Origin of the sequence: Tenacibaculum sp. HL-MS23 (assembly GCF_032463465.1) — a bacterium.
Taxonomy (GTDB): Bacteria; Bacteroidota; Bacteroidia; order Flavobacteriales; family Flavobacteriaceae; genus Polaribacter; species Polaribacter bernardetii.
The window spans coordinates 369,406-386,188 of sequence record NZ_CP135989.1 but is presented as its reverse complement, the minus strand read 5'-3'; the positions used below and the strand labels follow the sequence as shown (position 1 = coordinate 386,188).

Annotated in this window: 1 protein-coding gene; it reads right to left on the bottom strand. The window is 37.2% G+C overall.

Annotated elements, in window-relative coordinates; translation table 11 throughout:
- Position 1: 1 nt before the first annotated feature.
- A complete protein-coding gene (locus RRF68_RS01695; protein ID WP_315944781.1) occupies positions 2–16,771 on the bottom strand; it encodes a T9SS type B sorting domain-containing protein in 16,770 nt (5,589 codons plus the stop codon).
- Positions 16,772–16,783: the final 12 nt, after the last annotated feature.

Below are 16,783 nucleotides of genomic sequence, written 5' to 3'. Positions count from 1 at the left end.
TTTATCTATATAATGTAAAGTGTCCCATTAACTTTTTCTCTTCTCCTGATAATTCATTAAAGTAAATAGTATACCAGTAATCTCCTGCTGGTAATGGTTTACCTTCATAAGTACCGTCCCATCCTTGCACAACACCTTGATAATTAACAATCTTACGAGCATATCTATCAAAAATATATACTTTTATATTATGATACGGTTCTACTTCTAATGGATACCAGAAGTCGTTTGTTCCATCACCATCTGGCGTAAATAAATTTAACACCGTAATAGTTACATAAACGCCTCTTATCGTAATTGTTACTTGACAACCTCTTGCATCGGTTACAGTTATGGTGTAATCTTTAGTTTGTAGAATTGTAAATTCGTTTTCCTCTCCGTAATCTACTCCATCAACTGTAAAGTTATAAGGAGGTAAACCAAAGTTTACATTTGCTATTAACTTATTTTTTTGTGAATCGTCAATAAACATCGTTAATGCTTGAATATCTTCAATGTCTATCGAATCACTTGAGCTTTGAGCACAACTTGATATTGTGTTTGTTGCTGTAACCGTATAACCGTTACCTGCAGCTACATCAACAAATTCACCTGTTGTATTTGTTGCAACAGCGCTACCTGCACCATCATATAACGTATAAGACATGTTATTCTTATATTGATCGGCAACAATTGCAACAATAATATTTCCTACCGGACAGGTATACTCCCAATCTACTGTTAAATCAAGGTCTATAGCTTCATCTGTTGTAATGGCTGGTAAAGCTACTGAAGGACATCCGCCACCACTATCTCTTACACTAATTACATATACAGTATCATCTTCAATACCTTCTGCCGCACCTAAACTAATTGTACCTGTATTATATGGCGCTGCAATTTCAACATTATTAATACTAATAAAGTATGGTTGTGTTCCTCCTTGTACATCAACAGTAATTATTGGTGAAGGATCATTTAAACACGTTTGTTGCGTTACGCTGTTTAAACCTATTTGTAATGCATCTGGTTCAGTTATAACAACTTCAATTGGTGGTACAATTGTACATCCTATAACATCTTTTATGGTTACATAATAGGTTGCTGCTGGTAAATTTTCGAACACACCGTTTGTTACAAACTTATCTGCTGGATATAGCGGATTTGCTGGTACCGAAATAATGTTATATTCATAACCTCCATTACCCTCAAAACCTTGTGCTGTAATAATACCTGTGCTACCTCCAAAACATGTTACATTTTGGGTTGCTACTGCTGTACCCGTTAATGCTATTGGTTCTGCTATGGTATACTCACCCGTTACAGTGCTACAAACTTCACCTGCTGCATTGGTACTTCTTACATTAATTTTATACGTACCAACTCCTAAACCTGTAAATGAATTATCACTTTGCCACGTTCTTATTTCAACATCATTTTCATCTACTAATTGATATTCATAGTTTCCAAATCCGTCTTGAGCATTCGCTATTAATACGCCATTTGCGTCACCATTACACGTAATAAATGCCGATGAAACATCTAAGGTTGCTGTTACATCTGTATAAGGATTAACTCTTACCGTTATGGCATCAGAAATACATGCTTCGTTATCTCTTACATATATTTGGTGTTCTCCTGCAGGAAGATCAAACCTATGGTTTGGTGCCGCATTAGCAGCTATAAAATTAATACCATCTGTACTAAATTCATAAGGTCCTGTTCCGCCAGTTCCTGAAACTTCTACAACTGCTTCTGCTCTGTTACAAGTAATAACCTCTATAATATCTGCTGATGCTACTACTTCTGTAGGATCTACAATATCAATAGGTCCAACTCTACCGTCACAAGAATAACCATCTGCTACTAATACATAATACCCAATACCTGCTGGTAAATTAGTGAACGTATTTGATGATTGACTTGCTGTTCTTGTTCCGTCAGGGTATTCTAAGATATACGTGTATGACAATAAAGGGGTTCCTGCTTGTAATTGACCTCCAACTGCATCAACCGAAATGGTTGCTGTACTTTCATCAATACAAACATTTGGTGTTACTGTAAAAGCACCCGTTATTGGTATACCATCCTCTAAAGTAAAAGTGATTGCTTCTATACAATTATTAGCATCTCTTACTGTTGCAGTATAATCACCTGCTGTTAAGCCTGTAATTACTGAATTATTATCGAAAGTCTGAATAGTATTTCCTGTTGTATTGTTTACTAACTGATATTCATAAACTCCCCAACCACCTGATGCAGTTAAACTAACTTGACCAGAATCTGATGGCGTACATTTTATGTACGTTAATTCTTCTGACAATGCTAAATCAATAGTTGGTTGTACAATTTCGAAAGGGTTTGATTCTGGTGAACAGAATGGTGTATCAATCATTGAAATTGTTACATAATAATTACCTGCAGCTAAACCTGTAATGGTTGTTGCTGTAGTTCCTACTCCTGCTCCTGTAATACCAGTGGTTACACCACCAACATTAAACACTTCATATGTGTAATCTCCACTATATGGTGATGTTGGACTAAAGCTTACATCTACACTTGCTGTACCATTAAAACATGCACGCTGAATGTTATTAATAATTAAATCGAATACTGGGGCATCATTTACGGTATAAAATTCTGTAAACACACAATTTGTATCGGTATTTTCTACTTCTATTCTGTAAACTCCTGTTGGTAATAAGGTAACAAAATCACCATCAACTATTCTTGTTTCTAATAATGTATTTGATGTATTATTATATAACCTGTATTCAACATTAGTTATTGATAATGTACTTGTATAAGTTGCTACAATATCTTCACCTTCATCACAATCAATCGCTCTGTCTGCAGTAATCGTTACTGTTGTTATTCTTGCGAAAGGAGCAATAGTTCTTGTTGCTGAGTCAGCACAGTTGTTGCTATCGAAAACTGTTACGGTTACCTCACCGCCTGCTTCGTTTGTTATTGTAAAGTTAAACACACCACTGTCTTGCGTTATATCATCTGATGTATCTGCTGGGGTATTGTTATCATATACAAATATTGCTCTAACAAAATCACCCGTACCACCTGCTCCTGTTGTATCAACAGATATGGTTGCATTGTTTGTAGTATTTGTTCCTACAGCACAATCAAAATCTGTTACGGTAACTGCTCCTGAAATATCAATAATTGGATTTTCATTTACAGTTTCAGTTACATCAAAAGTACAACCATTAGCACCTGTTGCGGTTATAATGTAAGTATCTGCTGGTAAACCTTCAAACGTATTTGTTGTTGCATCAAAAGTACCAACGTTAGGTGAAATTGTATAAGTTAATGGCGAAATACCATTATCTATAGCTGTTACTCGTATCGCTCCGTTTGATGCACCGTTACAAATATTATCTGTAATTACTGATGCTGTAAAACTTGGTAATGTAGCAGCTTCAATCTCAATTGTTCTTGTTACATCACAACTTGGATTTGCTCCAGTATCTATAACTGTTACCGTATACGTTCCTACTACTGTTGGATTAAAAGTTAACGGACTTGTAAAAGCAGTTCCTGCTGCTACTGTAGCACTTGGTCCTATAATTTCATACGTATAACTTCCTGAACCTGATGTTACTTCTATTACAACTTCTGCTGCCGTTGGTGCATTACATGTTAAGTTCTTGGTTTCATCTAAAGTGAAAATTAAATCTTCACTTATTATTACATCTATTGGGGCTTGTTGTGCACATCCGTTTGAATCGGTTACACTTACCGTATACGTATCTGCAGTTAAATTATTAAACGTATGCGTAGTTGTTGCAATTACACCTGTGTTTGCAATTTCTGTTCCGCCACTGTTGGTTAATACATAGGTATAACTTCCCGTTCCGCCTGCTGCTGTTACTAAAATACTTCCATCTAAATTCGTATCACAAGCATTATCTGTATCAACTGCTGTAAAACTTACTGCAATTGGATCGGCAACTTCTACATTTACTGATGTTCCTTCACAATCGTTTACATCTCGTACTCGTATCGTATAATTTCCTGCTGCTAAACCTGTAAACACATTGTTTGTTCCGTTGGTTGCAAAATCATAACCTACTATTGCTACATTAGTTGCTGAATCTTCTAATTGATACGTGTATCCGCCAAAACCGTCTGCTCCTGTTGCTGTAATTGTTGCATCAGAATCTCCTGTACAACTCACCTCTTTAGTTACAACTCCTGTTACTGCTAAAATAGCCGTTGGCTCATTTATTGTAAACTGATTTGTTTGTTCTGAACAGAAAGGTGTATTTACCATCGTTATTACTACATAGTAAGTTCCTGCTGATAAACCTGTAATTGTTTGTGTAGCTCCTCCATTTACTGGAACTCCTCCGCTTGTAATTCCCGTTGTAGTAGTATCTTGATTAAATACTTCGTAATTATAAACATCCGTAGCTCCGTTAAAAGGAGTACTTGCATCAAAACTAATATCGATACTTCCACCTGCAATTCCGAAACAAGTTGCTTGCGGGTTGTTTGCAATTACCGTAAAGTCTGGTGCTGTATCTACCGTATATGTTTTTGTAAACACACAACCTGTTACTGGGTGTGTTGCTGTTATCGTATACGAACCTGTTGGTAAGTCTGTAAATGTTAATGCTGGATCTGTTCCTGCTGCTACTGTTTCTGATGTTGGACCTACATATGCTGCTGGAGCATTTGTAATATCATAAATAACACCGTCAATATTTGTACTTGTTTTTACTTCAATATTTTCTCCGTCTTGACAATCGATATCTTTTACTGAATCGATAGCAATATCTGTAATAGGATCAAAAGCATTGATTACCGTTGATGTTGATACTGCTTCACAATTAGCACTATCTACAATACGTACATAATAACTACCGCCCGCAACATCGCTTATTGAAAATACATGTGTTGTTCCTGTTACTGTTACAGTATTTATTAAAACATCATCTGCTGTATTTGATAAGTTATCTACTGAATTATTTCCACTAACATCATGATACAGTTCTACTGTTGAATATACAGTTGTTCCGCCTGAAACTCCTGATCCATCTAATGCATTAATGCTTAACGTAGCGTTGTTTACATCATTTGCTGTAGTACAACCAAACTGAACTGGCGTTGGTGCGTTTACTGTTAATAATTGGTTATCTTCTACTAAAATACCTGGTTCATCAGTTGAACAACCATTATCTCCTGTAACAGTTACCGTATAGGTTCCGGCTGGTACATTGATAAATGAGTTGCTTGCCGCATCCCAGCTAGCTAATCCCGCACCTAAAGCTGGTAAATCTGTTTTAACAATACTGTATGTTAATGGCGTTAACCCTGCAGTTACAGCAACTGCTATACTTCCGTTGGCTCCACCATTACATGTTGCATCTGTTACAGCTGTTGTGAATGCTGGTAGTAATCCTTCTGCAATCTCAATTGTTCTTGTTACATCACAACTTGGATTTGCTCCAGTATCTATAACTGTTACCGTATACGTTCCTACTACTGTTGGGTTGAATATATCTCCACTTGTTAGGGTTGTTCCTGCTGGAATTGCCGTAAAACCTATTGGACCTGTGACTTCGTATGTATACGGTCCTGTACCTGAAGCAATGTTTATAACAACATCTGCATCTGTTGGTGCATTACATGTTAAGTTCTTGGTTTCGGTTAACGTGAAAATTAAATCTTCATTTATAATAACATCTGCCGGTGCTGGTGCAATACATCCGTTTGAATCGGTTACACTTACCGTGTATGTTTCTGCTGATAAATTACTAAAAGTATAAGGTGTAGTCGTTGTTAAACCTGAATTTGCTACTTCTGTTCCACCACTATTCGTTAATACATAGGTATAACTTCCGGTTCCGCCTCCTGCGGTTACTTCAATACTTCCGCCAACTGTTGTATCACATGAATTATCTATATGAGTAGTTGTTGCGGTTACTGGTGTTGGATCAGGAACAACTACATCTGCTGATATTCCTTCACAATCGTTTACATCTCGTACTCGTATCGTATAATTTCCTGCTGCTAAGCCTGTAAACACATTGTTTGTTCCGTTGGTTGCAAAATCGTAACCTGCTACAATAGTTCCTACTGGTGATTCTAACTGATACGTGTATCCGCCAAAACCATCTGCTCCGGTTGCTGTAATTGTTGCATCGGCAATTCCTGTACAACTTACTCCTGGATTTACAACTCCTGCTACTGAAATTGCTGCCGTAGGCTGATTGATTGTAAACTGATTCGTTGGCTCTGTACAGAAAGGTGTATCAGTCATTGTAATTTCTACATAATATGTACCAGCTAATAAACCTGTAATAGTTTCGGTTGTTACTCCGCTTATTCCTGTTCCTGTAATTGGAATTGCTAAAGAATTTCCTGAAGTATCTAAAACTTCATAGTCATAAACTCCTCCATAAGTTGTACTTGCATCAAAACTAATATCGATACTTCCACCTGCAATTCCGAAACAGGTTGCTTGCGGATTGTTTGCGATTACCGTAAACGTTGGTGGATTACCTACCGTATACTCTTTCGTAAACACACAACCTGTTAATGGGTGTGTTGCCGTTATCGTGTACGTTCCTGTTGGTAAATCTGTAAATGTTGCTGGGTCTGTTCCTAATACTACTGTTTCACTTGTTGACCCTAAATATCCTGCTGGGGCATTTGTAATATCATAAATTACTCCATCAATATCAGTACTTGTTTTTACTGAGATATTTTCTCCGTCTTGACAATCGATACCTTTTACTGAATTGATATCAATATCTGTAATAGGATCAAAAGCATCTATAACAGTTGATGCTGATACTGCTTCACAATTTGCACTATCTACAATACGTACATAATAACTGCCGCCCGCAACATCGCTTATTGAAAATTCATAAACTGGTAATGTTACCGTTACGGTGTTTACTAAAACATCGTCTGCTGTATTTGATAAGTTATCTGCTGGATTATCTCCATTAACATCATGGTACAATTCTACGGTTGAATAAGATAAACTTCCTCCTCCTACATCAGAAGCTGTATCAATACTTAACGTAGCATTGTTTACATCGTTACCTGTTGTACATCCAAACTGAACTGCTGTTGGTGCAGTTACTGTTAATGGGTCGTTATCATCTACAATAATACCTGTTTCATCAGTTGAACAACCATTATCTCCTGTAACAGTTACTGTATAGGTTCCGGCTGGCACGTTGATAAATGAATTGCTTGCTGCATCCCATGTTGCTTGTCCTGCCACTAATCCTGAACCTACTGTTTGAACTATACTATATGTTAACGGCGTTAATCCTGCGGTTACAGCAACTGCGATACTTCCGTTGGCTCCACCATTACAGGTTGCATCAACTACTGCTGTGGTAAAGGCTGGTTCAACTGCTGGTGCAACGGTAAATACTTTTGTATTGGTACAACCCTCTACAGTATCTGTAATCGTTATAGTGTATTCATCTGCAATTGCAGTGCTAAATACAAATGGTGTAGCTGGTAAAGCTGTAACTGCTGGAACAACATTTCCACTTACAGCACCATTTATTTCATAGGTATAAGATCCACTACCTGTTACATTCTCTATTCTGTAGGTTGCTTCTGTTGGTGCAGGATCACAAGTTAAGTTTTTAGTTAAATTAACTTCGTATTCTAAATCTGGTTGAATATCTACATTTGTATCAACCGTACAGCCGTTAGCATCTCTTACTGTAATTACATGGTTTCCTGGTGTTAAGTTTTGTGCAATAAATTCTGCATAACCTGAACCACCATCTAAAGCAATTACGCTGCTAAATGTTCCGCCATCTACAGAGAATTGATAAGGCCCTGTACCACTATTTACTCTTACTGTAATTGTTTTGTTTGCATCACAGCTATTAGGCTCGGTATATATAATTACTGGTGGTTGACTTACTGTTAAATCTACCGGACCAACTGTTGTTGCACAACTATTACCATTACTATCTGTAATTGTTACAGTAATATTTGTAACATCTAAAGTTGTATCTGTTACATCTGCGTACCCAAACTCAATAGTGTTTCCTACTACAGTTGCATTTGCGATGGTAAAATTATTGGCTGTTGCAACTGTATATGTATAAGGAGCAGTTCCTCCTGTAACATTATCAAGCCTTACAACTCCGTTTGTACTACAAGTTATATTACTTACTACCGATAAATCTGCAGATATAGGTTGTGTTTCTATAATTTCTATATCTCCACTTGCCCACTGACATGCAGTTGGTGCACCTGCATCAACTTCAATTACTACGAAATATAAACCAGATGATAAACCATCTAACCCACCGGCTCCTGTTACCGAACCGTCTAAAGTAAACGGATATGTTATTGGTGTTGTTAATGTACCATTAATACCTATAATTGGGCTATCTGTTATACCATCGTATAATTGCCAATTTACATCTTCACCTGCTAAAACACCATCTGTATCTTCTATTTCAAAAGACAAAGACCCGTTATTAGCTGCACTACAAGCTTGACTTGATGCTGTTGGTGTGATATTTACATCAAAATTAGAATCCGGAAAAATAACAGGGATATCAGGATCATTTGTTTGGATACAATTTGTATTTGTATCTCTTACATAAAATAAATAATTTAATCCTGGAATAATATCAGTAAAAACATATCTTCTAAAATCAGAATTAGGATTTGTTGAGTCTAAATCAATTGGCCCTGGTTGAATAGCCCCATACCAAGTATTTGTATTTATAGGGTCATCAGTACTAATTCCAAACTCAAAAGGTCCATTTCCTCCTTGCGCTACAACTTCTACTGTATAACCAGCTACACAATCTCCACCAGGAGTAACATCAACAACAATACCTGCTACCTGAAAAGGCATCACAAAAATACCATTGTCTAACTGGCAACGTGTTGCTCCACCATCAACAATCCTTATTGATGGGTAATAAGTTTGACCTTGAACTAAACCTCTAACACTATATAAATTATCTCCAGCTACAACTGAAGTTGCTAATGATGACATAGCAGTCCAAGTAGCTCCGTTATCTAAAGAATATTCTAATGTATAAGGTGTGTAATCTGCTAATGTTAAACTTCCAAAATTAAATTCAAAACCAGTATTAGCAGGATCTGCAACAAGACAATTAGGTGGCAAAACAGGCTCTATATTTATTACTATAGGCGTAGGATCTACCAATTCAATTGCTGGTGTTATGGTATCTGTACACCCTAAGGCATCTGTAATTGAAATTGTATAACTTTCTGCAGGTAAATTATTAAAACTAAAATTGCTTCCTGAAAAGTTAGAAATAGTTTCTACTAAAACAGCTGCGCTATTTGTAATGGTAATTGTATATGGCGCTTGCCCTGTATTGGCTGTTATAACACCATCTATACTACCAGTATTTCCGTTACATTGTGGTTGGTTTGGGGTAGCTGTAATTGCTACTGGTGTTATTTCATTTACAATAACATCTTGTATTATATATTCACAGCCAGCATCGTCTTGCACATACACATCGTATGTACCTGCATCTCCTGCCGCAAATACAATAGGGTTTGTTGCTGAAAATGTTCCTGCAGCATTACCATCTGGCACTGCTGAGAACACATACGTACCAGAACCACCTGTTGGGTTTACTAGTATTTGACCGTCTGCGCAACTTATATCTGTTGGTGTTGCAGAGGCAACTAAAGCATCGTTTATAGTAACGTTAGCAGTTTCTGTACAACCAGCAATATCTCTAATAGTTACCGTGTAGGCAATACTAGATAAACCTGTAATACTAAATGTTATAGCATTGGCTGGTGCAAATGGCGTAAAGTTAGTACCGTCTAAACTGTATTCGTAAGTTCCGTTACCATTAGAAACATCTAAATCTATAATTCCGTTAGCCCCGTCGTAACATTGTGGAGTTGCCGTAAATACAATTGTTTGCCTTGGTGGTACATTTACCAATACTGGATCTGATGTACAACCTTCTGCATCTGTGGCTACTACCCAATAATTGCCTGCGGTATCAATATCTGTAAAAGGTGCGCCTGTTTGAGTTAAAACTCCTGGTGCGCCTGCATTATCATCAAACAATTCGTAGGTATAAGGGCCTCCATTTCCACCTGATGTTGTTGGTGTTATGGTAATTGTTGCTCCGTCTAATGTAGGATCAGCATCACACGTAATTTGTTTGGTTACTGTTGCTGCTACATTTATTACTGATGGATCTGATAAAGTTACCGGTGCTAATGCAGTATTACAATCTGTAGTTGCTCCTGTTGGTCTTACTACAATATTGTATGTATTATCTTCTAAATTTGGAATTGTAAATGGATTTGTTGCTGCTGGATTCCAATTTGTTCCTCCATCTAATGAATACTCAAAGCTTGTTGGTGCTACTGATGGAAATGCTGCTGTTATTTCAATACTTCCGTTAGTATCATCAATACAAACAGGATTCGATTGGTCGGTTACTTGTGCTGTAAACTCTTGATTGTCTAAAATTGTAATATTATCAACCGTTGTTGTACAACTACTTCCGTAATCAATACTAACCGCATAAGTTCCATCCGATAAATCACTAAAAATCCCAGTAGTATTGGTTGTTCCTCCTCCTAAAGTATAATTATACGTTCCTGGTGCTGCTGGTGTTACTTGTGTTAATGTAATTGTTCCTGTACCATCACATGCATAGGTAACTGCACTACTAAAAGTTGGCTCCTCTGGTAATGGTGCAATGGTAATATTTGGCGTTACTGTATAACTACAGCTATTTGCATCTGTTATTGTTACCGTATATGTTCCGTCCGTTAAGTCTTCAAATATATGATCAAAAGTTACCATGTCTGTTGTAAATGTTGTAGCAGTAGTTCCATCACTTAATGTATACGTATATGGTGCTGTTCCTCCTGTTACATTTTCTACTGTAATTTCTCCTAATTGAGCACACGTATAATCTTGCGATTGCGCTGCTGTCCCTGACAATGCATTTGGTGCAGCAATTGTAATTTCTGCTGTATCTGAACATCCATTAACATCCGTGGTTACAATATCATAGGTTCCGTCAACTAAACCATTAAAAGAAACGCTAACATCTGATGATGTACTTGATGTTTGTGAAGTACCTGGTGCTCCTCGTAAGGTTATGGTGGTTGTATAATCTGCTGTTCCGTTACTGATAGCAATACTTACCGAACCTGTGTCTCCACTACAATCTGGTTGTGTTGGTGTAGCTACTATCGTAGGATCTGCTATTTTGGTAATGGTTATTTCTTGCGTAAATTCACAACTTGGTGTTCCTGTTCCGTTTTGATCACGTACATAAACATCATAAGTTCCAGCAGTAATTGTTGTTGGCGCTGTTGCACTAAAATCTCCTGAAACAACTGCTGCTCCTGCTGTTACAACTGCATACACATAATTACCATCGCCTCCGCTTGCGGCCATATTAATGGTTCCGTTATTACAAGTTTCATTTGTTGTGGTTACAACTGCTGTTAATTGAGGATTAATTACGGTTCCTGTTACTGTTGCCGTACAATTAAAACCATCTGTTACAGTTACATCGTACGTACCGTCTGTTAAACCAGTAAATATGTTTGATGTTTGCGTAGTTGTTCCCCCATCTAAACTATATAAATAGTTACCGTTTCCTGTTAAAATAGTGACTGTTAGCGTACCGTTATTGCTAGTCGCATTATAACAAACTTCTGGCGTTACAGTGAATGTTACAAGTATTGCATCTGGTACATTTACCATAACTGGATCTGATGTACAACCTCGTGCATCTGTAGCTACTACCCAATAATCGCCCGAAGTATCAATATCGGTAAATGGTGCGCCTGTTTGAACTGGTGGTGCAGTTGCTGTTGCATTGTCAAATAATTCATAAGAATAGGCTCCTACGTTTCCTCCGGATGTTGTTCCGGTAATACTGATCGTTGCTCCATCTAATGTAGGGTCTGCATCACACGTAATTAGTTTCGTTACTGTTGCTGCTACATTTATTACTGATGGATTTGATAAATCTTCATTCAACGATACATTACACGCTGCTGGTGAACTATTATCTGGTCGTACCGATATATTATGGGTTCCAGCTGCTAAATTTGGTATTGTAAACGGATTTGTTGCTGCTGGATTCCAAGTTGTTCCTCCATTTAATGAATACTCAAAACTTGTTGGTGTTACTGATGGAAATGCTGCTGTTATCTCAATACTTCCGTTACTATCTCCTATACAAACTGGGTTTGTTAAGTCTGTAATTGCTGCGGTAAACTCTTGATTCGCTAATACATCAATATTTGTTGCATCAACCGTACAACTACTTCCGTAATCTACTGTTACCGTATAATTACCTACTGGTACATTTGTAAAAATATTTGCATTTGCTCCAGTTTGTACAACTGGTGTTCCTGTATTTAATGTGTATGTATAAGAAGCATCAAAAGGATCTACAGTAATTATTCCTTCTCCCTCACAATCATACGCTACAGAACTGGTTAAAGTTGGTGCTGTTGGTAATGGTGCAATGGTAATATCTGGTGTTACCGTAAAACTACAGCTATTTGCATCGCTTATTGTTACCGTATATGTTCCCTCTGTTAAGCCAGTAAATGTATAATTATCATTTGATGTTGTTTCAGTAGTTGTCGTTGTTCCATCACTTAATGTATACGTGTAATCTCCTGTTCCTCCTGTAACATTTTCTACTGTGATTTCTCCTGGTTGTCCACATATATATGTTTGTGACAACCTTGAATCACCATCAAGAGCATTTGGTGCCGTAATTGTTATCGTTGAAGCTGCCGTTGCACATCCATTAACATCCGTGGTTACAATATCATAGGTTCCGTTTGCTAAATTATTAAATGTAATATTTGTTCCTACTGCTGGTCCTGATGTTTGTGCTGGTGCTCCAGCTCCTTGTAAGGTAATTGTAGTCGTATAATCTGCAGTACCATCACTTATTACAACTACTGCTGATCCTTCACCTCCACTACAATCTGGTTGGGTTTCGGTAACTACTATTGTTGGATCTGCTATTCTGGTAATGGTTACATCTTCTGTATATTCACAAAATCCTGCTGCACCGTTTTGATCTCTTACACTTACCGTATAAGAACCCGCGGCAACATCAATTGGACTTGTTGTACTTGTTATTACTGAACCTACTGTTGGAGCAATTGGTGTTACTACATATTGGTAATTACCATCTCCTCCTGTTGGTGTAATTGATATTTGACCTAAAGCGTTACACGTTTGGTTTGTTGTTGCAACGGTAGCATCTATTGGTGCGTTTATTGTTGCAGCTATTGACGGTATTGTACATCCCAATCCGTCTTGAACGGTTACATTATAAGTACCTTCTGTTAAATTAGAAAACACAAATTGATTTGGTGTTGCTGGATTTGGTGTTTCCCAAGTAGCTCCGTTATCTAAACTAAATAAATAATCATCGTTTCCACCTGTTACATTTACGGTTAAAGTACCATTATTACCATCGTAACATGTTTCTGGTGTTACAGTAAACTCAACCGTGTCTGGTTCTTGTATAGATACATTTACTGGGACACAATTATTTCTTGCAATGGTAATTTGAACATCATCAATAAAATTACCTACAGACCTTCCTCCTGCTGCAGATAAAGCATCAAAAGCTATAACTGTGGTTGATTGCCCAACTGGTACTGTATATGTACCATTATATTCACCCCATGCTGTATTGCCGTCAGACATTGTTTCTACTACAGCAGCTGTTGCTAAATCATCTCCAATTTTAACAGTTGCTACATCTGTTCCATTTCTACCTCTATGTGCTACCGACCAAGTAATTACATCCCCAGGCTGTGTACAATATTCTTGAAATAAAGAACCTGGATTTCTTGCATTTAATTCAGCAAATTGATTACCATCATGGGCAGGCACTCCTAAAAATCCACTTTGCCAAAGTTCAATAAAATTTGATGGGTCATTAGTATCCCAACCTGGCACGTCATCTTCATTTATAAACTGAAAATTTGGTGCTGGTGGCCTATTAATTAAAGGTTGCTCGAAACTACCGTTTTCGAATAAATTTGAAGTACAACCACATTCGTTACAGTTTCTACTATCACGAATCATTACTATGTAGTCTGTTACTCTTCCTGGTACATCATTAAATATATTAGATGATTGCCATGTAGCACCATCATCTATACTAAATTCATAAGGTGGTACCCCACCCGAAGCTGTTGCTATAATGGTTCCTGATGGTGGACCAGAACATGTTGGCTGCTGATCTACGGCTGCTGTTAATGTTAACTCGTCTGGCTGTGTGATTGTTACATCTCCTAAATCTATTACACAAGTTGTTCCGCCATCTACTTCTCTAATAAAAACATCATAAGTACCCGCTGCTAAACCTACAACTCTGTAAGGGTTGTCTGCTGTAAAAGACCAAGTTGTTCCGCCATCAACTGAATATTCAAAACTAGTACCTATTACATTACTTGCTCCTATAGTAATACTACCATTATCAGAACCAAAACATTCACTATCTGAAGTTGCTCTTATATCTCCAGAAAAAGCATTTCCTCCTGCAACAGTTACAGGAATATCTGTTCTACAATTTCCGAAATAATTTACTCTTACTGAGTGTGCTCCTACTGCTACCTCAGTAAAAACGTTTGCATTTGCACCTGTTTGTACTACTGTACCGTCTAAGGTATAGGTGTATGAAGCATCAAATGGAGTTATTGTTATACTTCCTTCTCCTTCACAATTATATACTACAGTTTGATTAAATGTTGGTGCACCCGGAATTGGGTCTATAACCACATCGGCTAAATCTCTTGGACATCCGTTAGCATCTTCTACTCTAATATTATAGGTTCCTGCTGCTAAATTAATTACTGGATTACTTGTTGCCGGGTCATAAGTTGCATCTGTATCTAATTTATAATAAAAAGTATACGCTCCTGTACCCCCTGTTGGATCTGTAAAACTTATAGTACCTTGTATCGTATTACCGTTAGCATCACAACTATGATCGGTATGTGTTGTGCTACCACCTGTTAATGCAGCTGGTTCTTGAATTTCAATATTTTCGATATCATATATACATTGATATCCTGTTTTAGATGCTCTAACCCTTACTGTATAAGATGGGTTTGCTGCAAGGTTAGAAAACACCCCTGTTGCGTTCCAATTAGCACCTGCATCTATGCTGTATTCAAATGTGTACCCTAAATCTGCACCATTAATACTTACCGCTATTTGTCCGTCCGTTAAACCATTACACGAAATATCGGTTGTATTGGTTGTAAATTGAACTTCAGGTTCTACAACAACTGTAGTTGTTGCTGTTGTAGCACAGTTATTACTATCTGTTACTTCGAAAACATAGGTTCCTTCATTTCCGTTTGCTACATTATACGTTGATCCTGTAATAGCTACAGGCGTTGTTACTGAAGCAGGAGCTGAAATAAGTGAAATATTATAAGTTAAACCTGGTAATAAGGTTCCTCCTCCTGGGGTTAACGTAATAATACCATCAGAAGATCCATCCACACATGAAATATTTTTTGTGGTGGTTGCTGTTAAAGTAACTGGTGGTGGTTTATTTATGATACGTGTTTCTTGCGCTGTACAACCATCTACTGTAGTTACTGTGATTACAAAAGTACCACCATCGTTAAAATCATAGGTTTGACTACTGTTTGCTATAAAACCACCTGAACTAGCTGCGGAAACTCCATCTCTTGTAATTTCATAAGAATACTCCCCTGGAACGCCACTAATACTTGCTGTTATTTGTATAACGTCATCTGAACAATCAGGAACTACTTCTGTTACGTTTAATTGGATCGGTGGCGATTGAATGTTAATATTTTCTTGTGTGTACGTACATGAACCGGCTGGCGCACCTATTAAACGTATTGATAAATCATAATCTCCAGCAGCCGCTATTGAAAAAGTAGCATTTGTAGAAAATGGTTCATTAAAACCTCCTGGGCCTGTTAAACTGTATTCGTAACCATCAGGAACATTTGTAATTGCTATACTACCTGGTGTATTACAAACAATATCTTGCGTAGTTATTGTTGGGTTTAACGTAGCCTTATATATATTAAAATAATAGGTTTGTGGACATCGACCATCGTATAATACCTCTAAACGGTATTCACCTTCAGTATCAAAATTCTTATCTAATTCTGCACCAATATTTGTCCATGCACAATCTGTATCTATATTAGCACATCCTTCTACTGCTTCAACAGTACAAGTAGCTACATCATCTAATTTAAACCAATTAACTGTAGTTGAACCTGTAAATGGTAAGTTTATATCTACAGAGCTATTAATTCCACATAAATAAATTTCTGATAATTCAAACCCATTACATTCCGGTAAAACTTGTGATGCAAAAGGTGCTAAAGGATTTGGTTCATCATTAAAACTAACAACATTTACTGTTTCGGTTGCATCAATACAACCTACTGGTGCTATTTTAGTTACAATATATCTTCCTGCTTGTGTTACTGTTAACGTTTGCGCTGTTCCGATAACAACACCTGGATTACTTGCTTCTTCCCAAGAATAAGTAGCAAAACCATTACCTGCAACAATATCTATACTTGCACCACAAAGCACTTCTGATCTTTCGAAAGTACAACCAGAGGTGTCAACCAAAAAGTTTGAAGTACCTGCAATTCCAAAATCACAATCATCAACTCCTGCAAAACTTGGTTCATTATCAATAAGAACACCTCCTCTAATTCCTAGGTAACTAGCAAACGCTTGATTTTCTATTTCATTAGAACACACATCTCGTAAATC